Source organism: Paenibacillus albidus (assembly GCF_014644435.1).
Taxonomy (GTDB): domain Bacteria; phylum Bacillota; class Bacilli; order Paenibacillales; family Paenibacillaceae; genus Paenibacillus_AQ; species Paenibacillus_AQ albidus.
Genome location: NZ_BMKR01000020.1, coordinates 1 through 23,043 on the forward strand (window position 1 = coordinate 1; position 23,043 = coordinate 23,043).

The following is a 23,043-nucleotide window of genomic DNA, read 5'->3' on the forward strand; positions in this document are numbered from 1 at the left end:
GCTTTAATGCGATTTTGCAAGAATGAATGTGGTTGTGTCCAAATTTAGGGGGTTAATCCGGTTTTCCCTATAACAATCCGCCCCGAGTCAATCATTCACAATTAGTGGGTAGTATTCCCTATCACCGCATAACCTCGTCCACCTCATGTTTAACAAGGAGTGCCGGTTAGTCTATTCGATTACAGCCGGAAGAATATGTTCCTTGATCAATGTCCACCGGTCACGGGGCTTTATGATGAATTCGGATGCAATGGCTACGACCAGGTCTTGTTCCGGAACACAACAAATGATATTGCCGCCATCGCCCAGGGCTAAGTATGCAACAACACCGTTCTCTTCGCCTAGCCACCATAGATAACCGTATTTATTGGGGTTCATAGTTGTCGATTCGTCAATCCAGGCTTTGGGAACAATTTGATTATTGTCCCAAAGTCCACGGTTCAGATATAGAAAGCCAAAACGTGCCATATCACGGGGGCTGAGCGTAAGGCCCCATCCTCCCGTGGAGTTACTGTGCGGGTCTTTAACCCAGCCCTTCACATGTTCCCCGAATAAGTCTTCAAACCCAAATGATTTCATTTCATGATCCGGAATGTCTTTCATACCGATGGGTTTGAATAAACGTTCGTTGGCAAACTCCCGGGCACTTGTTCCTGTGCAGCGGGTGATGATGGCTGAAAGCAGGTGTGCCCCTGCGGTGGAATACTTAAAGGTCCCCACACTCCCGTTTCGGCCTAGCATATCCAGAGTATATTTAACCCAGTCTGCTTGCATACACAGCTGGTCCAGCGGTTCGTGCCAGTCCTCAAATGCATAGGGGGCTGTCATCGTAAGAAGATGGCGCAGGGTGATTTCCCGTTTCAACCTGTCAGCAGCATCCGGAACATATTCGGGGAAAAAATCCAGCACCTCCTGGTCTATGTTTGTAATATATCCTGCCTCTATGGCAATACCAACGAGAGCAGACAGGATGCTTTTTGTGACAGATGCCACATGATGCGGATCATCCGGGCCATACCCATTATAATACCTTTCGTAAGCAATAGATCCATTCCGCACAACAACGATACCGTTGATATTGCTATACTCGGATTGTATCACAGGTTCTAGCTCCCGAAGCTTTTCAGCATCCATTCTCAAGGTAGCCGGGTCTGCGGCTTGCCATTCTGTAGTAGGCCAATAGTTTCTATGCATTATAGAGTTCTCCTCCAAAGACGTTTTTTGTACTATTTTTTCTTTATGGGAAAATAAACCTCGGTAACCATATCCCCGGGGACGGCGGTTTGATAGGGATCGGTCAGATAGACTTCATAGGGTGATCTCACCAATTCATATTCTTCATGTTCCACCCATTCCCGCAGTTTGGCATATACTGACGTCAATTCCGGATAGGCCCCTTTTAGAACAGACTTCGCACAAAGGCCTCCAGGTATTTCTCTCGTCCCAGTTACAATCTCTTCTACCGGGATGGCAAACTCTATACTAATACTGGCAGGATTGTATTCAGGGCTGTGATAAATGGTCATGGGCGTACCCGTTAAGGTGAGCTTTTCGGTAGCCATTTTTTCATATAGTCTGCTGAAGTACTTTCCATATCCTATAGCATATTCGTCACTGCTCATGGTCTGACGCGTATAAAGGATATTCATGGGCTCCGTTTCAACAAGTTGCACTTCGATATGGTCGAGGTAGGACATGATTGGAACCCCTCTCTCTATACTGGAAATATCATTGCTCATTTGATTGAGGGTATATTGTAAAGCATTCAGGTTTTCTTGTATTTCCCTATGCTTGCGATTGAGGGCAGCATAAAGCTTTTCCTCTGATTGATCCTCTTCCCACTCCAGAAGGGCCTTGATTTCCTCAAGAGAAAAATCATAGGATTTCAAGCGGTTAATAAAGAGCAGCTTTTTGAATTGCCGGATGGAATAATACCTATAACCGTTCTCAGCATTAATGGCATCAGGAGTAATCAATCCAATTTCATCATAATATCGAAGCGTCTTTGTAGATACTTTGCAGATCTTCGAGAATTCTCCAATCGACAGCAAAAGGTCACCTCCATTCATTGATCAATTCTACTGTACACCTTGCCCTAAGGGTAAAGTCCACTGCGAAAAAATCGGTGCTTCTTTAAGAACATTTCATGCCTGAGAAAAAAGTCTTGATTTATCAAAAGAGAACATCTAATAAATAACTTAAACCGAGGCCCAGGGTAATAATGCTCTGGGCTTTTTTGTAATGGATGAAGCTTTAGGCCTCCGGGCAAGTTAGGGGAAAGGACAGCAAAGGAGTGCATCAAGATGGCCAGAAGAAGAAACAGGAAGTATGCGGTGCCGGGGGTAGCAGAGGGAATGCAGAACTTCAAAGCGGAAGTAATGAAGCGTGAAGGGTATACGGTTGATCCTAACCACCCGGATGACGTGAAATATGAAGTGGCCAAGGAGCTTGGTGTGCCTCTGCAGCCAGGCAACAATGGCGGTCTGACTACGGAGGCAGTAGGCCATGTCGGCGGCAAAATTGGCGGTTCCATGGTGCGGGAAATGGTCCGCCTCGCTCAGGAACAACTGGCAAACAGGGAGAAATCATAAAAAATACACATTCCAAGCAGGGATCTTTTTTCACCGTTCTTCCAAAAATGTCTCGGTCTCTATAGCCGGAGGCATTTTTTATTTGCATGGCGAGAACCGGACTTTATTGTACTTCCTCCGATAAATTAAGAGGGATTGCAGGTGTACCCTGCCCGGATTACGTCAAACAGAATATTAAAGGGAGAGCAGGAGGCCATCTATGGAATTGGTTATTGAAGGTGTGAGCAAGAAATATAAGGGTGACTCCTATGGGCTCCGTGACTTATCTTTACAGATCGGCACAGGTGTACTAGGGCTGCTCGGCCCGAATGGAGCCGGCAAATCAACACTGATGCGCATCTTATCTACCATTACCAAACCCACAGCAGGCAAGATAAGCTGGAATGGCGTCGATATTACCAAAGATCCCAATGCGATAAGAAGAATATTGGGTTATTTGCCGCAGGATTTTGGCGTATATCCTCATTTGAATGCCGTTGAATTCCTGGAATATTTAGCGTCGATAAGAGGACTTGAGCCTGCCATTGCAAGGAAGCGGATTGATGAGCTGCTTCATTTGGTGAATCTTTATGAGGTACGCAAGAAACCGCTGAATAGCCTTTCAGGCGGGATGAAGCAACGTGTAGGTATCGCTCAGGCGTTATTAAACGATCCCAAGCTGTTAATCGTCGACGAGCCGACGGTTGGACTTGACCCGGAAGAGCGGATTCGTTTCCGCAATCTTTTATCCGAATTGTCAGGTGAGCGAATTGTAATGTTATCCACTCATATTGTATCCGATGTCGAGTCGACCGCAACAGATATAGCGATTGTCAATCAAGGGAAACTCGTGATCCAGGCAACTCCAAGCGAACTATTGGCAGCGGCGGTGGGGAAAGTGTGGGAGTGGGTCCTGCCGGGTCCTGCATGGATGGAAATACGTAATCAATTGTTAATAAGCAGCACCGTTCAAGGCAGTGACGGCGTGCGTATAAGGGTTATTGCGGATGCTCAGCCATCGGCAGAAAGCCGCTTGGTGAATCCGACTTTGGAAGATGCCTATTTGTATTTCATTTCCGCACATAAACAGTTGGCAACCGTATGACATCGCTGCGGATTCTATTTCATATGATGAAAGCCGATTATCTGGAGCGGGTTCGCCGATATAGCTTTTTTATAACCGTGCTTATCTCCATATTTATTGTGTTCAAATTCCTGCCTGCGAGCGATGAGCGTTATTTAACCTTATCGTTAAACGGTATTCGTGGAATTTATAACTCCGCCTGGGTCGGCAGCGCCATTGCTACACTGGCCTCCATGCTGCTGAGCCTTCCCGCCTTTTTTCTCGTAAAAAATGCGATAGAGCGTGATGTTCAGACGGGGGTAGGACAAATTATTGCAACAACCCCGCTTACCCGCTGGATGTACATTATGGGTAAAATGTGGAGTAACTTCGTATTGTTGATGTCTATGGTTGCTGTACTGATTGTATCTGCGCTGGCTATGCAATTGATTAGAGGGGAAGACTATTCGGTTGATGTGGCGGACTTGGTGCTGCCCTTCTTATTCTCCACCTTGCCGACTATGGCACTGGTAGCTTCAGTAGCCATCTTGTTTGAATCCGTACCGTTCCTAAGCAGGGGTTTGGGGAATTTGGTGTACTTCATACTGTGGGGTTTTTCGATTAAATTATCGACTGCAGCGGCCCACCCCAGCGAGGACGTGCTCGGGCTTTCTCCGATTCTTAAACAGCTGTCGAGCCAGGCAGTTGAAAGGTCCCCCCAGCATCAAGGACATCATATTTCGGGGATAAGTCCGCTAAAAGGAGAGCTTGTAACCTACGATTGGAACGGCATACCCTGGACAATAGGGATGTTCCTGGAACGCTACAGTTGGTTGGCAGCAGCACTAGTCATTGCGGCGTTGGCCTCACTTTTCTTTCACCGGTTTGATCTAATGCGTGCGGCTCCCGCAAGCAAAAAGGCCAGAGCCAGGAAGGCTGCTAAAGAGGAACCGATGGCTCAGCCTGTAATTGTTGGGAATGAGGCCACAATCAAGCTGACCCCCTATACGCACAGCCCTGGTCGGTCCAGACCTGCCTTAACTTTACTTATGGAGCTGCGCCTTATGCTCAAAGGGCTGCCTTTGTGGTGGTATTTAATCGCATTGATCTTGATCATCCTGGGGCTTGTTTTGCCAGTGGGAATCGTAACAGAGGTTGTTCTGCCGTTCACCTGGTTGTGGCCTGTGCTCATTTGGTCGGCAATGGGCACGAATGAAACCTCTTACCGTACCCATCAACTGATTTTTACGGCCATGCACCCGGTTAGGAATCAATTTATTGTCTTGTGGCTGGGTGGCGTTATTGTTGCTTATTTGACGGGCAGCGGAGCCATGGTTCATTTTGCGGTCACGGGAGAAGGGGAGAGATTGGCAGCCATGGCCGTAGGCGGATTATTCATTCCCACGCTGGCTGCAGCTTTAGGCATGTGGACTGGAAATGGCAAGCTGTTTCAATTGATCTACATGTTAATGTGGTATTTGGGCCCATTGAACAAATGGGGGGTTGTGGATTTTATGGGAGCCTCGACGCAATCGCTTGAGCAGGGGGTATTCCTTTATTATCTGCCAGTGACCATTATTCTGCTGATAATAGCTCTACTAGGAAGAGTGCATCAGATAAAAAGGTATCATTGACGTAAGCAACCTCCCGCCATAATGGCCCTTCAGCAATTCAAGGCTTGGGGCTTATTTCGAATAGCGGGAGGGCGAAGTTTAGACTATGTCATCGATCTTCCTTACGTAATAATTCGACTCAGCAGTAACCTCAAATCCTACGGACTGGTACAGAGTCAACGCACGTCTATTTTTAGTGACCACACTTAAGCGAATCCTGGAATAGTCCCGGGTAAGCAGGGAATTAACTAAACGAACAAGAATTTCACGGCCATATCCTCTACCTTGACAGGATGGAATCACACAAAAGTCATGAATAACCGCTGTGTCATCCTGGAGATGATTAACTCTAATCATGCCTATGGGGCTCAAACCGTCCATAGCAATGTAAGTATGCCGCTCCGGTTCGTTTGTGTTCTTGAAGTAATTCCTCGTCCAAACCTCTGAATCTCCAAAAGCCTGGGATGAACATTTAACCATAAAGTCAAAATCATGAGCTTCTACGGGCCGTAAAACCAAGCCAGAGTTAGTCGCTTCGTGAGACGGAGGCAGAACAAAATACATAGTAAATTGCGATGAGCTAAAGCTGGCCCCTATATGATTAAGATAATCCATCCCGGGCTTGGAGTTGGAGGGGACTCTAATACGACAAGTTGTAATACCCTTAATGTTCATCTCTACAACCGCATTGTTCAATAAATTCCGGAATATTCCTTGCCTCCGGTAAGCGGGATGAACCATGGCGTTGATATTAGCCTCTGTTCCATCCGATGTATACCAGCTAAGAAAACCAATTAATTGATCATCTAATGAACAAAGAAAGGCCTCGTCTCCCCCCTGTTCCTTAATACTTTCTACGCCAACTCTCAGACTGGATTCGTCGTAATCCTTGCATAATTGTTCCAACCTTCGGATTTGATCCATCTGATGAATTGAATAATCAGTCAGTTTAGTGAAATGATAATGTTTCATTGAATGTCCCCTTATAAAAGAATCTTCGCTAGAAGGTATACACGTAGACCTTGGTCCGCAGATTATCCCTACAGGTTATGGTGCGGACAGGCAACCTGCCAGGAAGGGCAAAACAGATGCTGATCACCACTGCCCCGCGCGGCAGCTCCTGCTTGAATTTCTCCGCCAGCCGTTCCATCGCTCCAGGGAACAAATAACAAAGTACAATGTCGGCATCGCCGTAAAAGCTTTGGTAAATGTCTCCCCGCCTGAAACAAACCCTGTTACGCAGAGCCGCCCCTTTGCCGGGTGCTGGAAGGAAGCGGGTAAACAGTACCACAAGCAATTGCGAGAACCACAAGGGAAGGCTTGAGTTCTCAAGGCCAGTCAGCCTTTTGCCTGGACAACGGCGAATCAGATCCAGCCCCAGTGTTCCCCAGCCCGAACCCGCCTCAATTATATTGCCGTATCCCGTAATCCGGTTTACCTCCCCGGCCACCGCCAGCCGTACAGCCTTGGAGGAGGGCATGGGCGATATTCCATTTTTCCAGCTGGTGACCACGATCCACATTACAGATAACAGCACTGCAAGTGCAGTAATCCACGCAATCCTTTCTATGACGGGCATACCTACCTCCTTGTTAGCTTGCTGTTATTATATAGACCGTCTAAGAGAATTATATAGCATTATCCCGCAAAATAAATTGTTGAGCAGACAGCCGATGTTTGATTCGGCCAAAGAACGAAAGCAACCTGTTGTTTGCAGGATTATTGCCGGGGATCGTTGAATATATCGGAAAGCAGATTACTGAACTATAGGCGTATTTTGCATATGCCCTAGCCGCAGGAGGAGAACAACATGAAATCCATCACCGTGCAAAGCCTTACGGAAACGTTCCATTTGGAAGTGCTGGCCGGAGCCAGCCGCATGGACCGTGCGATTACCCGCCCGCGGACACACAGACCGGGGCTGGAGTTTGTAGGTTATTTTGACTTTTTTCCAATGGAACGGGTACAGGTACTTGGCCGTAAGGAGATCACCTATTTATTGACGCTAAGCGTAGAGGAACGCATGCTGCATATCGGGAATATCGTTAAATATCATCCGCCGTGTTTTATTGTAACGACAGGCCAGCAAGAGATTCCTTATCTGACGCTGTTCTGTGATCAAGAGGGGATTCCGCTGCTGCGGACTGCAGATACGACGACGGAGTTCATTGCCAAGCTGGATAGTTATCTGGTGAAGACGCTGGCGCCGGAGCTGTCGATTCATGGAGTATGCGTGAACGTATCAGGCATAGGCATCCTGCTCAGGGGCAAGTCGGGGATTGGTAAAAGCGAGACGGCCCACACGCTCATCAGAAGAGGCCACCGGTTCGTGGCCGACGATATCGTGGTATTGAAAAAGCTGGGGCCGGCGACACTGCTCGGGACACATAACGAGACCACACGCGAGTTCCTGGCGCTGCGCAGCATCGGCCTGATCAATGTTGTACGCCAATACGGGCGCAGGGCTTTTCAGGATGAGACACGAATTGTGCTCGATATCGAGCTGGCTCCATGGCAGGAAAATTCGCTGAACAATGAGCTGGAGGTGGTGCCCCAGTTCACGGACTATCTCGGCGTCCAAATTCCGCATATCGAGGTCCAGCTTCAGCCGGGACGTGATGTAGCCGGCCTGATCGAGGCAGCCGCCAATAATTGGTATCTCAAGCAGCTCGGCTACAGCGCCGCTGAAGAGTTCATGAAGCGGATAGAAGACGGAATGCAGTGCTGAATTCAAAAGAAGTTATGATGTGCCTAGCAATTACAAAGATGCAACCCATATTTCCGCATGGGCGTCCTCTTACTTGCCGCTAAAGGCCACCTTTAAGCCGATAATGCCCAGAAGTGTGCCTTGAATCAGATTGATTTTCCGGGATACACGTGGATTCTTCAGTAAGATCACGCGGACTTTACCCGAGAAAACACTGATCGCAAAGAAAATAACGAGAGCCTGAAGCAGGAAAACCACACCGAGCAGAAGCATTTGCAAGGAAACATGACCTGCGGATTGGTTGACGAACGGAGGCAGCAGGGCAAGAAAAAACAAGGACACCTTGGGGTTTAGAATATTCATCAGAATCCCTTTCCGGTATAGGGACAGGAGGTCAATGGATTGTGATTCCTGCCGGTCAACGGTCAGCTCCGAATCTTTTGCCTTAAAAGACTTGTAGGCCAGGAACAGCAAATAACAGGCTCCTGCATATTTAACAAGGGTAAAGGCCAAAGCGGACTGATAGATCAATGCCGAGATTCCCAGTGTCGCAGCCGTTATATGTACCAAAAGTCCGGTGCACAGCCCGAAGGTAGTGGCGATGCCGGCTTTTTTTCCTTGTGCGATGCTTTGTGCAAGCACGAACAGATTATCAGGCCCAGGCATTAAGGTGAGCAGTACAGCAGTGCCCAGAAAGGCCAGAATAGACATTATCTCCATTTCACTTTCAGCTCCTGTTATTTGATTTGCTTCCCAAACGTTCACGAAGGGGCAGGTTCTGCTAAGTAAGTGTCCTTCCTCACAGGAGGAGCAGACCGCCTGGGCGGCCTGCTCCTTGTTTTTGCGGAAATGACAGTGGGTTGCGCTTGATTATGCGTTCGTGGGTTGGAAAATGCTGTTTTTGTATGACATAAGCGGTGCCAGCCATACCATACCGGTTCCCCGGTAGACGTTAACCAGCCCTTCCCCCGAAGCCGCAGAGCCCATACGGGTTTTTCCGGACTTTTCGACAGTAAAGTCAAGCGAATTGGACCACATCAACGCAAAATTCCCGTCGACCTTCAGCACATCATTCTGCAGTTCGATGACCACTGCTTCTTCGGAAGGAATCGGCGCTTCCAGGGCAAGGATGCCTTTCCCTTTGGCACTCAGATTAAACAGTCCTTCTCCGCCCAATGCGGCAGAGGAAAGGTTCTTGCGCGCCGTGACTGCGACCTCAAGCGTGGACTCGCAGGCCAGGAACATGCCGTCATCAATAACAATATGGTCGTTGTCGACATCAATTAACCATAAATAATTATAGGTGGTTTCGAGGAGAATCGTTCCCGTGCCTTTGTAGAGTGGTTTGATGGCACTGGTCCCGGTGACTGCACTGGACATAATATTTCTCATCAACCCTCCAACCCCTTTAACCCCGGAGGTCATTTCAATATTGCCGATCATATATTGCATTGCTCCGGCGCTCAGCATAACCTCACTGCTGTTCAGCTCGATCATAAGCTGCTTATTGCGCATGTTGCTCTTGCTCATGAAAAAGTTGGATTGGGCTTCAGCATAAGTGGTACAGCTCAAATCCTCTTTGTACTCAATGACCGAGAATCCGCCAAGCTGCTCTTTAACCACAACGTTGCTGTTATCCTTAAGATTATTGATCGTGAAAGCCATGATGTTTCATTCCTCCTGTGCCAGGTATTATTGTCGAGATGTACAGACATTCCTTCAAGGGATAGGTATTCGACAAAAAAAGGCAGATTCCTTGCTACTGCTGCCGTCTGGTCAGTTCCAAAGTTGCCGCTGCAAAGCCGTACATGGTAAAATAGGAGAATCTTACCTATTGGAAGGTTATGTGTGATAAACTTGTGCAGAGTAACCCCGGGATAAGTTTGCCTATTTCAAATCTAACCGCAACTAAAGTGTGACGCTCTCCGCTAAGAGAGTGGTCTTTCCTTATACCTCAAGGGATGAGTATTTTGCGGATATTCAGGCATTGCTTGATTCGATTATGGCTGCACAGACATTAGAATGTCTGTGTTTTTTATATTTTAGGCCGAAAAGGAGAATGTCAGATGACAACACCAAAAGAATCGAGTGATGATCTGAATGTAAAATATGAACTGTTAGCCGCGGCGAAGCGGCAGGGTCTGCACCTGAACCCGGAGCGGGTTGAAATGAACGAGTCGGGGATGGATGAATGCTGGCGGGTTGGGAAATGGATTAAAGCATTGTGATCCTTCCGCCCGAAGTGATAAAGTAATTCTAAGTGAGAATTGACCTATTAACCGGGAGGCAGAGTCATGAGAGATGAGCTTATCGCCCAGCTGAATGCTTGGCATGAAGAAGATGAGTACCAGCAAATCGTTGATCGGATTAAAGAAGTTCCTACAATATTGATCGATGATGAGCTTGCTGTACATTTGGGGAGAGCCCTAAATAATCTGGGACGTTACGAAGAGGCGTTGAAGTGGTTCAAGAAGATAGCCGAACAGAGCAAAGAGGATCCGCTGTGGCATTTCCGTGTAGGGTATGCCTATTATTATCTGGACCGTCTGGACGAGGCGATCAAAGCGTTTGAAATGGCGCACAAACTGGATCCGGAGGATGAAGATACGCTAACCTTTCTGGAGTGGAGCCGGAATGAGGCGGCCAGCGCTCCTGCCGTAGCTTCTGCCGAAGATTCCGACAGCTAGTCCCCCTGTCGGGAATATCTATAGACACAAGGCGGCCAAACTCCATTCGGAGCTGGCCGCCTTTCTTTGTTATCTATTCCTCGGCGTGAGCTGCTTCGTCTTTCACTTCTGCACGGAACCCTCTAATACTTTGTTTGCGGCGTTCATTTTTCTCTTCGATCTGGTTGCGCTCCTCCGTGCTGATTTCAGAGGAGAATTCGTTCAAATAGTCTTCGGCTTCAAATAAATTTCGCTGAGTATTCTGAATGTTTTGCTGTAAATGCTCAACATTATCGGCCCGGTTATCCGGTTTAGCCATTGGTGTTTCACCTCCAGATGTCAAGTTCGCTCAGGAGAGCGCTGACTCTTAGCCTGAACGCTGCCGGGCGATTTTATGCATGAATAAATTCTGCCCCTCTTCTGCCGATATAGATAATACTGTTGCTGCATAGCAACAAGACAGATTCCGGAGGGTATGGGCGATGCATAAATTAATTACACCAGTGACACACCTGATTTCCAGAATGAAGTACCGTCAGAAGTTTATCCTGCTCAGTATTTTGTTCTTGTTTCCGCTCGTTTTTCTATTAACAATCTGGCTGCGCAATTTAGGGGAGGAAATCCGGTTCGCCCAGAAGGAAACAGAAGGCGTGAAATACATTGAAGCCCTGATGCCCTATATGTTGCAGCTACAGCAGCACCGTGGTCTGGCTAACAGCATTTTGAATGGGGAGACCGCCTCTGAGGCCCGGCTCAAGACCGTCAAACAGGAGCTTGCAGGAAGTATCGCTATGATCGACAAGATTCAAATAGAACATGGGGATGTGGTATCTGCCAATGAGACCTGGGAAGAACTGAAGAAGGATTGGAGTGTGCTGGAAAAAGAAACACTGACACTCACCCCTACTGACAGTTTTGAGAGACATACTGCATTAATAGAAAAAATGCTGGAGCTGCTCACCTTGGCAGCCGATAACTCGGGGCTGACTTTGGACCCTCAAATTGACACGTTTTACCTGAACGAGGTCATGTCTAAACAGCTTCCCGGTATAATGGAATACACTGCCCGGTCACGGGGCCAGGGAAACGGCATTCTGGCGCGGAAGCAATTAACCCGTGATGAGCAGGTCAACTTAATGCTCTATAAGGATAAGATCGAGAATAACATATTAAATTTAGAAAAGGCGTTATCCAAGGCGATTGGTTATAACTCATCCTTGGCAGAATCGGTTCAGGGTTTAGGGACAGATGCCACGGGTGCCATCAGGGATTATCTGAAGATCATGGATGCACAGTTGATTCGGTCAACATCCTTAACCATGAAGCCGGAGGATTTTTTTGCCAAAGGAACCGCCACTCTGGAGAAGGCAAATGTTCTGTTCACCGGCACAGTGAAGGAGCTTGACCGGCTCTTAAATGAACGTGTGGATTCCCTTTCAACCGAACGGCTCACGATGCTCCTGATGCTTGCAGTGACCCTTCTGCTGGTAACGGCGGTATTCCTGGCCTTCTATTCCAATGTAATTATGACGATCAGGGAGTTGCAACGCGAAGCTGAACGGATTGCAGCGGGGGATCTGAGCCGCAGGGTAGCGCTTCAAACAAAAGATGAATTAAGCCTGGTAGGCGATTCCTTCAACGTGATTCTGCAATCCTTGAATGGGCTGTTGAAGAATAACCAGGAGATTTCCGAGCAAGTGGCCGCGTCGTCCCAACAGCTGAGTTCGGTCTCTAATGAGTCCTCGCAGGCGATGCAGCAGATTGCACTGGCAGTAGGCGGGATTGCCGAGGGTGCAGAGCTCCAACAGGCCGGTGCAGCCGAGAACAATACCGCCCTGCAGGAAATGTCCGTGGGGATCAACCGGATTGCGGAAGCTTCTGCGGAAGTAGTAGAGGGAGCCGCAACAGCCGTCACCCGTGCCCTCTCGGGTGCCGGTAAACTCCGGATTGCGGTGGAACAGATGCAGCAGATTCAAAGTTCAGTTTCACATTCAAGTGATACCGTACGTTCCCTGGACGAACGTTCACAAAGAATTGATGAACTTACTACCATTATTATGGACATTTCTTCCCAGACTCAGTTGCTTTCCTTGAATGCCAACATTGAAGCTGCGCGGGCCGGAGAATATGGCAGGGGGTTTGCCGTAGTCGCTACTGAGGTGGCGAAACTGGCAGACCAGTCCAAACAATCGGTAGAGCATATCACGGGTGTGGTGGAAGAAATCCGCAGCCTAATCGCCCAGGTGCAGCAGGCGATGGGACAGACCAGCTCCGAAGCCAAGCAGGGGTTAATGATGATCAGACAAGCAGATGAAGAAATTCTGCTGATGAAAGAGGCTATCCAGCAGGTTACCGGCCAAATTGAAGAAGTCTCTGCGGCTGCCGAGCAATTATCGGCAGGGACCGAGCAGGTAGCGGCAGCATTCGCCGATTCGACCAATATCTCCCGGCAAGCGGCGGAGGAAGCCGTGTCCATGGCCGCAGCTACCGAACAACAGCTGGCATCGATGGAAGAAGTGCAGGCGTCCTCGGAGTCGCTCAGCAGCCATGCCATCAAGCTGCAGGAGGAATTAGCCAGGTTTACACTGGCTGTGGAATAAGGACAATCGGAGATTGCTATTGTATGTTCAGCACTAGTACAGTGTTCTAATGTATATAGTACCTCAGAATGGTTAAAACGAGGCCCAAACATCCATCATGATGTATTTTGTACATTCAAAGGATAGCCATAAGGCACTTTTCGGCTAATGCTGCGGTTCCTGCTGCACCAAATACACTAAAATCCTAAAACGAGCCTTCTTTTGCCCATCCTGATGTATAAAGTGCACTCTAGCGATCTCCGCCCTAGGCTTATAGCGTGTTGAACCCTGCCGCAGCTTCCTGGGGACTAACATTGTAACTGAATTTAAACGCTCATTGGGGATTTCGGTTGACTGTCCCCTTGGGGAGGGGTCCACAATGAAGCTGAGGTGATGGCATTGCTTATACATGAGCTCTCGAAATGCTGTAAAACAACCAAAAAAGCCATAAGTTATTATGAACAGCAAGGGTTACTGGACGTTAAATACAACCAGAGCGGATACCGGGTATATAACGATAACGATGTGAAGAAGTTGAAGGAGATTACCATCCTGAGAAGGCTTTGTATAACTGTTGCTGAGATTAAGGATATTATGGCGAGTGAGGACAAACATCAAGCTTTGCAGAAGGTTCAGGTGAACAAGGAATTTCAGCTGCGGCAGATGAAAGCCCAGGTTGCTGGACTTGCGGTATTGCTGGCAAGCCATGAAGCGATTGAACAATCTTTTGATGAAATTGAACAACTGCTGGACGACAATATGCTGATCAAAGACAAGTTGTTGCAGTCCTTCCCAGGGAACTATGGAAGATATTTGTATATCCATTTCGGAAAGTTTCTTGAGGATAAGATAGAGAGCCCGGAGCAGATTGCTGCCTTCAACCGGATCATGGAGTTTTTGGATAATCTCCCGGCTCTGGAGTTTCCGGAGGAGCTGGAGAAGTATGTGAGCGCTGTATACGATTCATTGCAGGAGGCTGACGTACGGGAGATGGATGAACATATGGAGGCAATGCTGAGTGACTTTGACCGTTATCTGGAAGCTCAGCAGACCATGCTGGCGGATTATCTGGAATACCGCAGCTCCGAGGCCTTTCGCACAAGCCCTGCATACAGGATGCAGCAAATGATCATGGAGTTTCAAAAAAATAGCGGGTATTACGATATTTTTATCCCCAATCTAAAAATAGTAAGTTGCGCCTACAGCCAGTACGAAGAAAAGCTGCGTACAGCCAATGAGAAGCTGCTGGCTGCCTATCCGCAAATGTCCGCCCTGTCTCCCGGCCGGCCTTCAACCGTTCAGGAATAACTTTATTGAGGAGCCACAGTCTCCTGTTCTTGACTCCGAATTCATATAATCAGGTGATTGAGCTTACATAGTTCAGTTATATTGAGAAGAGAAGAATCAAGAAAAGGAGCTGCTCCTCTATGGAACACAGCAAGCAAGAGACAGTGCAGGGAACGCCCAAAGGGCGGATAGCTGCTCTTCTGGAGGTACTGGGAGTTTCGACCAAGCTGGGACTCACCTCCTTTGGAGGGCCAGTGGCACATTTGGGATACTTCCATAATGAGTATGTCCGCCGCCGGAAATGGATGGATGAACAAAGCTATGCCGACTTGGTAGCGCTCTGCCAGTTCCTTCCCGGACCGGCCAGCAGCCAGGTTGGCATTGGAATTGGGGCTGTAAGAGCAGGGCTGCTTGGAGGTCTGGTGGCCTGGATCGGCTTCACTTTGCCCTCTGTGATAGCTTTGGTGGCTTTTGCCTTCCTGCTTCAGGGGTATGATGTTGCGGGCGCAGGCTGGATTCATGGACTGAAGATCGTCGCTGTAGCCATTGTGGCCCAGGCCATCCTGGGCATGGGCCAGAAGCTGGCTCCTGACCGGACCAGAGCAACTATCGCCGTTGCTGCCGCAGTGATATCGTTGACATGGCATACAGCCTACAGCCAAGTTCTGCTCATTATAGCTGCTGGTGCGGTAGGTTGGTGGTTATATCGGAAGAAAACGGCAGAACCCGGGCCGGCGCTCCACATTGCCATTAGCCGGACCTTTGCTGTCTGCTCGCTGATCCTGTTTGCCGTTCTGCTTATCGCCCTCCCGCTTCTCAGATCTGCGGGGGAGGCAGGCGGCGGGCTGGCGCTGTTTGACAGCTTTTACCGCTCGGGATCTTTGGTATTTGGCGGAGGGCATGTGGTCCTTCCGCTCCTGGAACGAGAGGTTGTTCCGGCAGGATGGGTTAGCGGGGAGGATTTCCTCGCAGGTTACGGGGCCACACAAGCTGTCCCGGGGCCATTGTTCACCTTTGCAGGGTACCTTGGAGCCATGGCTGGAGGATTGCCGGGAGCAGCCGTTGCTACACTGGCCATTTTCCTGCCGGCTTTTCTGCTGGTGGTCGGTGCCCTGCCATTCTGGAACGGATTAAGAAGCAGCCCGGCCGTTCAGGGGGCACTTATGGGGATCAATGCGGCGGTGGTCGGTATCCTGCTGGCGGCGCTTTATGATCCGCTGTGGACTACCGCTATTCTGGGCCCGCTGGATTTTTCGCTGGCGCTGATTTTGTTTGTGTTGCTGGTCTTTTGGAAGCTTCCGCCCTGGATGGTGGTACTTGCCGGTGCTGCGGGAGGGATGCTCCTGGGGTAAGTGGCTTTCTCATAAGTAACCTTTCTGTTCTACTGGATAAGACCGTCTTGTCCTGTTTAATCCCTGCCAAAAGCAGCAGAGCAGCGAAGCTCCCGTTACCCGGAGAATCGCTGCTCTTTCATTTTTGGTCATCGGCGGCTTGTTTCAGCCGATTATGGGCGAGGGTAAGCTGCTCGCCCTCGCAATTTTTCCAGCTCTCGAAGCTGGAATCTACGGGAGTCCCGGTTGTTCTACAGTTGGCCGGGAGGAAGAGATGCGTCCCAAATCCGCGCCGGGCGCCCCACGAGAGGCAAAAATGCCTCTCTTTCGGCCCAAATCCGCGCCGGTCACCCCACGAGAGGCAAAAATGCCTCTCTTTCGGCCCAAAGCCGCGCTGGGCGCCCCACGAGAGGCAAAAATGCCTCTCTTTCGGCCCAAAGCCGCGCTGGGCGCCCCACGAGAGGCAAAAATGCCTCTCTTTCGGCCTAAAGCCGCGCCGGGCGCCCCATGAGAGGCAAAAATGCCTCTCTTTCCGCCCAAAGCTGCGCCGGGCGGTCCATGAGAGGCATTTTGATGTTGGTGTTTATTGTGGACACTCGGGGAATAAAGTTACTGCTGTTGCTGGACCCCGAAGCTCTCCTGGACCCATTCGCAGAACATGCTATAGTCTTTCTCCACCTGGCCGGCATAAGCATAGGCCCAGTGGGAGAGATGACGGGCGAAAGCATCCGGGTCCGGGCCCATGGCCTTGGCAATTTCCTTCTCGCTATGATAAGGCAGAAGTCCATTGTCTACATCCGCATCGGCCCGGGCATGCATTTTGGCTGTCAGGCTGCCCATGACCTCAAGCACCCGGAGCATGTCCTCTGCGGTTGCGATGTCCTTTGGCTTCAGCCTTTTTTTATAAGGAGAACGTTCTCTTACATAGAAATGCCGTCCTTCCATCGTCAGAAAGCCCAGATAAGGGTCCGCCTTATGATGCATGGCCTGCTGTGTAGCGGTCACGCGTTTGCCTTGATGCCCGAAATAGTCCCAGAAGGACTCTGAATATGGCATGAAATAAGCCGGAACGGGAACGCGTACCTCTTTGACTTCAAGCACGGTGTCGTCATCCTCAGCTTGCTCCAGGCCCCCCTCAATCAGGATATAATAGCGGTCCAGCCCGATGGATGCCGTGCCAGAGCCGTGTTTGACGGCAATGTCTTTGATCCTGTAGTGCTCTTCATTTCGGCTCCCGGTAACGACGGTCTCTGTATAGAAACCCCAAGCCTTCTCCAGCAGATCCTGCTCGGATGAAGCGGGGACCGTCAGCTCGGAATTCTCCAGGAAGACCCGGCCATCCTGCATCTGGGCAGTCACCTTCTCCAGGAAATGAGCTTGTCTGCGCTTCTCCAGCTTACGAAGAAGTTTCTTCACCGGACCTTTGGCCGTACCCTCGTGGATCACAAAATCTGCAGGGTCATCTTTGCCTTGGCAGAAGCGGCGGATTTGCTTGGCGTACGAGTGAACGAAATGTTCGATTAAGCTGAGCTGCAGGTCTTTCCCGTGGCCGAACTGGCGGGCTACCAGCGCAATGCTCCCTGCCATCCGCAGCAAATCATACAAATAAGAGCCGACATATCCCTCGTCAAAATCATTGACGTCATAGACAATTTGACCGTCTTCACTGCGAAAAGCGCCGAAATTCTCGAAATGCAGATCTCCCTGAATCCAGGTAGGCCGATCCTCTGGGGTGTGGTAAGGAAAATACTGTCTGGTAGCATCGAAATAAAACAGATACGCATTGCCGCGATAAAATAAAAACGGACTCTGAGACATTTTAAGATACTTTTCGGCCCGCTTTTCCGGGCTCAGTCCCATGAGATTGCCGTCGAATTCATCGAACATAGAGATCAGTAAATCTTTGCGGAGTTTGTTGCGTGTACGAATGACCCCGTCGGTTATGGATGGACTAATCATGATAACGCTCCCTTTAACAAGAATTTAGCCTGGTATTCATGGTATAATTGCACCCGGTTTCGTTCATTTTACTGGATAAAACTGCATTGTACAATTTGCCGGGAAGTTAGGAGAGGGAAAAATGAATACGGAGTTTCCGGTTATGACCACCAGTCGTCTTGTATTGAGAAGAATGGTCGCGTCTGACAGTAAGGATATGATGGAATACTTTACAGATGAGCAAGTCTTAAAGTTCTACGGGCTTCAGCCGTTTGAATCTGAACAGGAGGCGCTGGAGGAAATCGGATGGTACGATCAGATCTTGGAGACAGGCGAGGGCATCCGCTGGGCGCTGCAAACGGAAGAAGGCCGGGTCATTGGCTCTTGCGGATTTCTTAACCGGAATCAGCGCCACCGGCGGGCTGAGATCGGCTTTGAATTGTCCAGAAGCCATTGGGGGCAAGGCTTGATGCTGGAGGCTATTGCAGCTGTGCTTGACTATGGATTCCGTACACTGGAGTTGAACCGTATTCAGGCGCTTGTAGAACCGGGGAACGCCCAATGTCTGAGGCTGCTCGAAAAAGCGGGCTTCCGGAGAGAAGGGTTGTTGACCCAGTATGAATATACTGTCGGCAAATATGATGACCTGTACATGTGTGCTGTGGTCAAATCGGAGTTGAGAAAATATGACTAAAACAATAATAGAGAAGCTGAACTTGCTGAAGTATAACAAAGTGGCCGTATTGGATGTACCTGAGGGCACACAGGAGCTGGAGGAATTGTCCGGCTATGACACCAGGCTCATCGAAGGAAATACGTATGATCTTATTTTTGCTTTTGTGCTGGATATGGAGTCTTTAAAGGGACTTGTGCACCGGGTGATCCAAGAGCATAGGTTGAATAAGGATGCCTATATCTATCTTGCGTATCCCAAAAAAGGAAATAAAGTATACCCCGCCTTCATTCACCGCGATGACCTGCTGGGCGGACTGGGTGCGGATGAAGAGGGTTATATCGGAACCAGCGACATCAAATTTGCCCGTATGGTAGGTCTGAACGAGGTGTTTACTGTTGTGGGTCTAAAAGAGGATGCACGCAACAAAAACCGCATCTCTGCCAAAGCCAGTCAATGTGTTGACGACTATATCGCGTTCATTCCGGAAGTGGAAAAGGATTTGCAGAACACCCCGGAGCTGTTGGCGTTCTACCAATCGCTGACTCCGGGGTACCGCAAAGATTGGGCCCGTTATATATACAGTGCCAGGCAGGAGGCGACCCGAGCCAAACGGCGCGAGGAGATGTTAAGAATCCTGGGTGAGGGCTACAAGAGCCGGGATCTCTACCTTAAAGACCGGTAATTCAATCCGGCGTACGGTCACATGAAATCGAAGAAATAACGTATCATATGAAAAAAAACCGGCGAAGTGTAGGCCAGGCTGTCGACCCGGCTCAAGTAGCTCTTTTTCAGCGTTTCGAATTTATCGTCATCCCCGATCAGCAAATCCCGTTTCAGCACGGATACCGTTAAGCTGCCGAAGTAACCGCTGAGGCTGATCAGCATGCCGGACACGACCCCGAACGCCGGGGTGAGGGGTGTCAAATAAGGGTAGATCAGGTAGGACACTCCTGTGGTGACGACGAACGCGCATACGAAACCTTCCCAGGTGAGAAAAGGGTTGGCGGTCGGCACGACTTTGTGTTTGCCAAAGTAGATCGAAGCCACATGATGAATAACATCATTAAGCTGGGTCAACACGACCAGGAACAGCACCAGTCCCGCCCCATAGGCCGGTGTAGCGAATTGAAAATAAGCCAGGTGGCTGAGTCCGAACACCATCAGCATAAGCCCCCACTGGGTCGAGCTGACGCTGCGGAGGAATCCGACCGTTCCCTTGTTGATCAGGCGCGGAATCGGGAGGAACAGGAATACGTACAGCGGAATGAACACAATAAACATGCCGTACCACTCGGTATATATCCAATAGAACTGAACAGGAATGGCCAGATAGGCCCACAAAAAGAGCCGGCGGTCCGCTTTTCTCGTCTTAATCATGGAGAAATATTCCTTCAGTGCAAAGAAAGTTAAGGCCATGAGAGACAGCAGGGAGACGACCGGATTGAATAGAGTGGCCAGCCCGAAGATGAACAGCATGCCCCACCAGGTCTTGATGCGCACGCCGATAGCGGCATAATCTTTGTCCGGCTGTATCTTGCTTATGGCTAAATAAATGAACTGGATGATTAATAATCCCGTGAAAATAAGGACCAAAGTAAACAGTGAGCTGCTCATTGCCAATCACCAACTTATCGTGTGAGGTAGGATTCCATTAAAGGGATCATATGTTATTATGAAGGAAACGTACACACTTGATAAGGGGAAATTTTGTAAATGGAAGCTGATCACTCGGTCTTTATTATGCTTACGAACACGGGAACTCTTTTTACAAGAGTTATTCAGACCTATACCAAAGCGCCCTACAATCACGCCTCCATCTCCTTTGACCGGGAGCTTTCGGAGCTCTACAGCTTCGGCAGGAAACACCCGAACAACCCGCTGAACGGGGGATTCGTCAAGGAGGATATTCAGACAGGCACATACAGCAAATATCCCAATACCACGTGCGTGATCTATGAGCTTTGGGTTACGGAGCGCGAGGTTGAGAAGATGAAGCGGGTGCTCCAGGTATTCATTCAAAAGCATCAGAAGTATCTTTATAATATTCTGGGTGTGATCGGCATCGCGCTCAAAGAACCGGTCGAATTCAGCAACTCCTACTTCTGCTCGCAGTTCGTCGCCGAAATTCTGGAGCGGTCCGGCATTAAGATCTGGAACAAGCTGCCTGCCCTCGTGACCCCGGATGATTTCCGCAAAAGCGACCGGCTGCACCTGATCTATGAAGGCAGATTGAGGGAGTATAAACCGAAGGGAAACTAACCGGTTCCTAACTTTTGTTTTGGTATAGTGGGCACATAGAGGTTGCAACCCTATAACTAATCCAATCCAGGAACCGGAGGAATTCACAATGATGTTAACTAAAAAAGTAAAAACTATCGGGGTTTCGGCGATAGCGGTATTGATCGTGGCATCCATGTCTACGGCGGCATTTGCAGCAAGCAATGAAAAGGACGGTACGGCCATAAAAGTAGCAGATAAAACAGCGGTGGGAGAAATCGAAGTATACGATCTGCAGAATAACGAAATCGTCAACACGGTGGAAACAGCTCCGGCAGTCGGACCAGCGGGAGTGGAGACAGGCCCGGATACACATCCCGGCGGCTCTGAAGACAGTGTTCCGGCAACCCCGGCAGTCAAACCCCTCAATTAGTCCAAGGCAGCAGCTATAAGTATAGCTGCTGCTATTTTTTTACAAGGAGTTGTGCCGCAGGATGAAGCTGCTTCTGGTTGAAGATGAGGAAGAGTTAGCCGCTATTATAGCCAAAGGCTTAAGGAAAAGCGGATATGCCATAGATCAGGCGTATGATGGTGAGCAAGCGATGTATCTCTATGAGGTGAATGAATACGATCTGATTATTCTGGATGTCAACCTGCCGAAGCTGGACGGATTCGAGATCCTGAACACCATAAGGGACAAGGACAGCTCCGTCAAAGTTCTTATGCTGACTGCCCGCAGTGATGTGGAAGACCGGGTGACCGGTCTGGATTCCGGAGCAAATGACTATATGATCAAACCCTTTGATTTCAAAGAGCTGGAGGCGCGGATACGCATGCTGTTAAGAATATCTTTTTCGCAGACCAAGGCCGTGCTGGCATGTGGCGATCTTACCCTAAATACCTTATCCAAAACGGCATATTGCGGGGAGTCATTGCTGCCCCTGACCAAAAAAGAATTTGCCGTCCTTGAGTATCTATTCCTTCATAAAGACGCCGTTGTCAGCTCGGAGCAGCTTATAGAGCATGTCTGGGACAGTGAAGCTGACTTGTTCTCCAACGCTTTGAAATATCATATTCACTCTATAAAAAAGAAAATAAATGAATCCGGCCATAATGCCGAATACATCAAGAATATCCGGGGGCAGGGATATATGTTATTGGAGGATCGTCATGGGACTGCTGAATAAGGTTTCGATCAGAATGAGAGTTACCCTGTTGGCAGGGGGAATCTTATTGACGGCCTCCATACTCTTAACATGGTCCAGCATATATAATGCGCAGGATAAATTTGTTGTACATCTGAACACGAATAAAGCGGCTGAGCGGCCATTGGTGCATGAAAGGGACATTGGCCGGGTACAACCGGAAGCCGGTGATTTGCCGGTGGAAGGACCTGTCTCTGTTCCGGCCGTTGCAGCAACCCAAGCCAAGAAGCAGTTTGATAACTGGAGTTATATCTATTTGGCAGTGATTTCGGGAATCGGCATGATTCTTACTTATATCCTGGCAGGAAAAGCATTGAAACCTTTACAGGATTTAAATCAGTCGATTGTCAATATTACAGAGCATAATCTCAAAGAACGGATTCCCGCTTCGGGTGCAGATGACGAAATCGGAAGTTTGTCCAATTCTTTTAATGCGATGTTGGAAAGACTGGATGAATCCTTCCTGCGGCAGAAACGTTTTTCCGCCAATGTATCCCATGAGCTTAAGACCCCGCTGTCCATTATGAATGCAGGCCTGCAGGTTTTGCGTCTCGATGAGGACCCTACAGTTGAAGACTATAAGGAAACCATTGATATGGCGGAGCGCAATACAAGGCGGCTGATGAATATTGTGGATGACCTGCTGGTCCTTACCAATGACAGTGACATGGAATATGCGGATGAAATCCATCTGGAGCCGTTGTTTTTACAGATAGAAGCGGAGCTGCAGTCGATATATCACGATAAAAATATTCATATCACCCATGTGTTTGAACTGAATACAATTCCGGGGCATGCCAGGATAGTGTACAGGGCATTTTTTAATTTGCTTGAGAATGCCATGAAATACAATATCGTGAACGGGTCCATTGAAATCAAGACATGGATCGAAGAAGATCATACGGGGAAAATCAGTATTGCGAACTCGGGGGCAGGGATTCCGCCAGACGATCTCCAGAGAATATTCGAGCCTTTTTATCGGGTGGACTCCTCCAGATCCCGCAAGATCGGTGGAGCAGGCTTAGGGCTGTCCATTGTGAAAGCAAGTATGGAGAGGCATGGCTGGCATATAAAAGGGGAAAGTACGGTAAACGCGGGTACATGTTTTGTAATTTCAGGAATTTGTCCATATACCAAAAAACAGCAGCAGGCGGGACCCGGGTAAGGTCCTGTCCTGCCGCCTTTTTGGGT

24 protein-coding genes are annotated in these 23,043 nt (G+C 49.0%); 15 read left to right on the forward strand and 9 right to left on the reverse strand.

Features of this window, described 5'->3' with window-relative positions:
- Positions 1-171: 171 nt before the first annotated feature.
- Positions 172-1,194: a serine hydrolase domain-containing protein gene (locus tag IEY53_RS20715; protein ID WP_189028363.1), complete on the reverse strand. Its 1,023-nt coding sequence runs from the start codon at positions 1,192-1,194 to the stop codon at positions 172-174.
- A 32-nt stretch (positions 1,195-1,226) separates the two neighbouring features.
- A complete protein-coding gene (locus IEY53_RS20720; protein ID WP_189028365.1) occupies positions 1,227-2,051 on the reverse strand; it encodes a MerR family transcriptional regulator in 825 nt (274 codons plus the stop codon).
- 252 nt (positions 2,052-2,303) lie between these two features.
- On the opposite strand from IEY53_RS20720, the gene IEY53_RS20725 reads away from it, so the two are divergent.
- The 3 genes from IEY53_RS20725 (at position 2,304) to IEY53_RS20735 (ending at position 5,267) form a co-directional block, all read left to right on the forward strand.
- The gene (locus tag IEY53_RS20725) at positions 2,304-2,591 is read left to right on the forward strand and encodes an alpha/beta-type small acid-soluble spore protein (protein ID WP_189028367.1); all 288 of its coding nucleotides are present in this window, start codon (positions 2,304-2,306) and stop codon (positions 2,589-2,591) included.
- Positions 2,592-2,790: 199 nt separating this feature from the next.
- Positions 2,791-3,675, forward strand: coding sequence for an ABC transporter ATP-binding protein (locus IEY53_RS20730; protein WP_189028369.1), 885 nt, complete (start codon positions 2,791-2,793; stop codon positions 3,673-3,675).
- Positions 3,676-3,698: 23 nt separating this feature from the next.
- Positions 3,699-5,267 carry an ABC transporter permease gene (locus tag IEY53_RS20735; protein ID WP_229696263.1) on the forward strand — a complete coding sequence of 523 codons (1,569 nt, stop codon included), beginning with the start codon at positions 3,699-3,701 and terminating at the stop codon, positions 5,265-5,267.
- Positions 5,268-5,345: 78 nt separating this feature from the next.
- Here the strand turns inward: IEY53_RS20735 and IEY53_RS20740 are convergent, their stop codons facing one another.
- Together IEY53_RS20740 and IEY53_RS20745 are read right to left on the reverse strand one after the other, a co-directional pair.
- Positions 5,346-6,218, reverse strand: a complete 873-nt coding sequence (locus IEY53_RS20740) for a GNAT family N-acetyltransferase (protein ID WP_189028373.1) — start codon at positions 6,216-6,218, stop codon at positions 5,346-5,348.
- Between the two features lie 28 nt (positions 6,219-6,246).
- Positions 6,247-6,825 carry a class I SAM-dependent methyltransferase gene (locus tag IEY53_RS20745; protein WP_189028375.1) on the reverse strand — a complete coding sequence of 193 codons (579 nt, stop codon included), beginning with the start codon at positions 6,823-6,825 and terminating at the stop codon, positions 6,247-6,249.
- Between the two features lie 231 nt (positions 6,826-7,056).
- On the opposite strand from IEY53_RS20745, the gene hprK reads away from it, so the two are divergent.
- Entirely contained in the window at positions 7,057-7,974 is a 918-nt protein-coding gene (gene hprK, locus IEY53_RS20750; RefSeq protein ID WP_189028377.1) for an HPr(Ser) kinase/phosphatase, read from the forward strand.
- Between the two features lie 69 nt (positions 7,975-8,043).
- Here the strand turns inward: hprK and IEY53_RS20755 are convergent, their stop codons facing one another.
- Both IEY53_RS20755 and IEY53_RS20760 read right to left on the reverse strand, forming a co-directional pair.
- Entirely contained in the window at positions 8,044-8,673 is a 630-nt protein-coding gene (locus IEY53_RS20755) for a LysE family translocator (RefSeq protein ID WP_189028379.1), read from the reverse strand.
- Between the two features lie 150 nt (positions 8,674-8,823).
- A complete protein-coding gene (locus IEY53_RS20760; RefSeq protein ID WP_189028380.1) occupies positions 8,824-9,618 on the reverse strand; it encodes an AIM24 family protein in 795 nt (264 codons plus the stop codon).
- A gap of 401 nt (positions 9,619-10,019) precedes the next feature.
- On the opposite strand from IEY53_RS20760, the gene IEY53_RS20765 reads away from it, so the two are divergent.
- A complete protein-coding gene (locus IEY53_RS20765; RefSeq protein ID WP_189028382.1) occupies positions 10,020-10,181 on the forward strand; it encodes a hypothetical protein in 162 nt (53 codons plus the stop codon).
- Between the two features lie 66 nt (positions 10,182-10,247).
- Entirely contained in the window at positions 10,248-10,640 is a 393-nt protein-coding gene (locus tag IEY53_RS20770) for a tetratricopeptide repeat protein (protein WP_189028384.1), read from the forward strand.
- Positions 10,641-10,713: 73 nt separating this feature from the next.
- On the opposite strand, the gene tlp is transcribed toward IEY53_RS20770, so the two are convergent.
- Entirely contained in the window at positions 10,714-10,938 is a 225-nt protein-coding gene (gene tlp, locus IEY53_RS20775) for a small acid-soluble spore protein Tlp (protein ID WP_189028386.1), read from the reverse strand.
- Positions 10,939-11,101: 163 nt separating this feature from the next.
- Here tlp and IEY53_RS20780 point away from each other — a divergent pair, with 163 nt between their 5' ends.
- From IEY53_RS20780 to IEY53_RS20790, 3 genes are all read left to right on the forward strand, one after another.
- Positions 11,102-13,219, forward strand: a complete 2,118-nt coding sequence (locus IEY53_RS20780; protein ID WP_189028388.1) for a methyl-accepting chemotaxis protein — start codon at positions 11,102-11,104, stop codon at positions 13,217-13,219.
- A gap of 372 nt (positions 13,220-13,591) precedes the next feature.
- A complete protein-coding gene (locus IEY53_RS20785; protein WP_189028391.1) occupies positions 13,592-14,506 on the forward strand; it encodes a MerR family transcriptional regulator in 915 nt (304 codons plus the stop codon).
- Positions 14,507-14,625: 119 nt separating this feature from the next.
- Positions 14,626-15,837: a chromate transporter gene (locus IEY53_RS20790; protein WP_189028393.1), complete on the forward strand. Its 1,212-nt coding sequence runs from the start codon at positions 14,626-14,628 to the stop codon at positions 15,835-15,837.
- 588 nt (positions 15,838-16,425) lie between these two features.
- Here the strand turns inward: IEY53_RS20790 and IEY53_RS20795 are convergent.
- Positions 16,426-17,775 (reverse strand): DUF2252 domain-containing protein, encoded by a 1,350-nt coding sequence (locus tag IEY53_RS20795; RefSeq protein WP_189028395.1) that lies wholly within the window; start codon positions 17,773-17,775, stop codon positions 16,426-16,428.
- A 121-nt stretch (positions 17,776-17,896) separates the two neighbouring features.
- Between IEY53_RS20795 and IEY53_RS20800 the strand changes: the two genes are divergently transcribed.
- Both IEY53_RS20800 and IEY53_RS20805 read left to right on the forward strand, forming a co-directional pair.
- Positions 17,897-18,448 carry a GNAT family N-acetyltransferase gene (locus tag IEY53_RS20800; protein ID WP_189028397.1) on the forward strand — a complete coding sequence of 184 codons (552 nt, stop codon included), beginning with the start codon at positions 17,897-17,899 and terminating at the stop codon, positions 18,446-18,448.
- Positions 18,441-19,112 (forward strand): YdeI/OmpD-associated family protein, encoded by a 672-nt coding sequence (locus tag IEY53_RS20805; RefSeq protein ID WP_189028399.1) that lies wholly within the window; start codon positions 18,441-18,443, stop codon positions 19,110-19,112. Before IEY53_RS20800 ends, IEY53_RS20805 begins: the two co-directional genes overlap by 8 nt.
- Positions 19,113-19,129: 17 nt before the next feature.
- Here IEY53_RS20805 and IEY53_RS20810 read toward each other — a convergent pair whose 3' ends face one another.
- Positions 19,130-20,044, reverse strand: a complete 915-nt coding sequence (locus IEY53_RS20810; RefSeq protein ID WP_189028401.1) for a phosphatidate cytidylyltransferase — start codon at positions 20,042-20,044, stop codon at positions 19,130-19,132.
- A 99-nt stretch (positions 20,045-20,143) separates the two neighbouring features.
- Here IEY53_RS20810 and IEY53_RS20815 point away from each other — a divergent pair, with 99 nt between their 5' ends.
- From IEY53_RS20815 to IEY53_RS20830, 4 genes are all read left to right on the forward strand, one after another.
- Positions 20,144-20,689, forward strand: coding sequence for a hypothetical protein (locus IEY53_RS20815; protein WP_189028403.1), 546 nt, complete (start codon positions 20,144-20,146; stop codon positions 20,687-20,689).
- A gap of 88 nt (positions 20,690-20,777) precedes the next feature.
- The gene (locus IEY53_RS20820; RefSeq protein WP_189028405.1) at positions 20,778-21,080 is read left to right on the forward strand and encodes a hypothetical protein; all 303 of its coding nucleotides are present in this window, start codon (positions 20,778-20,780) and stop codon (positions 21,078-21,080) included.
- Positions 21,081-21,141: 61 nt separating this feature from the next.
- Positions 21,142-21,834: a response regulator transcription factor gene (locus IEY53_RS20825; RefSeq protein ID WP_189028406.1), complete on the forward strand. Its 693-nt coding sequence runs from the start codon at positions 21,142-21,144 to the stop codon at positions 21,832-21,834.
- Positions 21,818-23,017 carry a sensor histidine kinase gene (locus tag IEY53_RS20830; protein ID WP_189028408.1) on the forward strand — a complete coding sequence of 400 codons (1,200 nt, stop codon included), beginning with the start codon at positions 21,818-21,820 and terminating at the stop codon, positions 23,015-23,017. The genes IEY53_RS20825 and IEY53_RS20830 overlap by 17 nt, the downstream gene beginning before the upstream one ends.
- Positions 23,018-23,043: the final 26 nt, after the last annotated feature.

Coding starts and splice junctions, on each gene's coding strand:
- IEY53_RS20715 (WP_189028363.1), bottom strand. CDS start 1,194: ATGCATAGAAACTATTGGCCTACTACAGAATGGCAAGCCGCAGACCCG.
- IEY53_RS20725 (WP_189028367.1), top strand. CDS start 2,304: ATGGCCAGAAGAAGAAACAGGAAGTATGCGGTGCCGGGGGTAGCAGAG.
- IEY53_RS20730 (WP_189028369.1), top strand. CDS start 2,791: ATGGAATTGGTTATTGAAGGTGTGAGCAAGAAATATAAGGGTGACTCC.
- IEY53_RS20735 (WP_229696263.1), top strand. CDS start 3,699: ATGATGAAAGCCGATTATCTGGAGCGGGTTCGCCGATATAGCTTTTTT.
- IEY53_RS20740 (WP_189028373.1), bottom strand. CDS start 6,218: ATGAAACATTATCATTTCACTAAACTGACTGATTATTCAATTCATCAG.
- IEY53_RS20745 (WP_189028375.1), bottom strand. CDS start 6,825: ATGCCCGTCATAGAAAGGATTGCGTGGATTACTGCACTTGCAGTGCTG.
- hprK (WP_189028377.1), top strand. CDS start 7,057: ATGAAATCCATCACCGTGCAAAGCCTTACGGAAACGTTCCATTTGGAA.
- IEY53_RS20755 (WP_189028379.1), bottom strand. CDS start 8,673: ATGGAGATAATGTCTATTCTGGCCTTTCTGGGCACTGCTGTACTGCTC.
- IEY53_RS20760 (WP_189028380.1), bottom strand. CDS start 9,618: ATGGCTTTCACGATCAATAATCTTAAGGATAACAGCAACGTTGTGGTT.
- IEY53_RS20765 (WP_189028382.1), top strand. CDS start 10,020: ATGACAACACCAAAAGAATCGAGTGATGATCTGAATGTAAAATATGAA.
- IEY53_RS20770 (WP_189028384.1), top strand. CDS start 10,248: ATGAGAGATGAGCTTATCGCCCAGCTGAATGCTTGGCATGAAGAAGAT.
- tlp (WP_189028386.1), bottom strand. CDS start 10,938: ATGGCTAAACCGGATAACCGGGCCGATAATGTTGAGCATTTACAGCAA.
- IEY53_RS20780 (WP_189028388.1), top strand. CDS start 11,102: ATGCATAAATTAATTACACCAGTGACACACCTGATTTCCAGAATGAAG.
- IEY53_RS20785 (WP_189028391.1), top strand. CDS start 13,592: ATGGCATTGCTTATACATGAGCTCTCGAAATGCTGTAAAACAACCAAA.
- IEY53_RS20790 (WP_189028393.1), top strand. CDS start 14,626: ATGGAACACAGCAAGCAAGAGACAGTGCAGGGAACGCCCAAAGGGCGG.
- IEY53_RS20795 (WP_189028395.1), bottom strand. CDS start 17,775: ATGATTAGTCCATCCATAACCGACGGGGTCATTCGTACACGCAACAAA.
- IEY53_RS20800 (WP_189028397.1), top strand. CDS start 17,897: ATGAATACGGAGTTTCCGGTTATGACCACCAGTCGTCTTGTATTGAGA.
- IEY53_RS20805 (WP_189028399.1), top strand. CDS start 18,441: ATGACTAAAACAATAATAGAGAAGCTGAACTTGCTGAAGTATAACAAA.
- IEY53_RS20810 (WP_189028401.1), bottom strand. CDS start 20,044: ATGAGCAGCTCACTGTTTACTTTGGTCCTTATTTTCACGGGATTATTA.
- IEY53_RS20815 (WP_189028403.1), top strand. CDS start 20,144: ATGGAAGCTGATCACTCGGTCTTTATTATGCTTACGAACACGGGAACT.
- IEY53_RS20820 (WP_189028405.1), top strand. CDS start 20,778: ATGATGTTAACTAAAAAAGTAAAAACTATCGGGGTTTCGGCGATAGCG.
- IEY53_RS20825 (WP_189028406.1), top strand. CDS start 21,142: ATGAAGCTGCTTCTGGTTGAAGATGAGGAAGAGTTAGCCGCTATTATA.
- IEY53_RS20830 (WP_189028408.1), top strand. CDS start 21,818: ATGGGACTGCTGAATAAGGTTTCGATCAGAATGAGAGTTACCCTGTTG.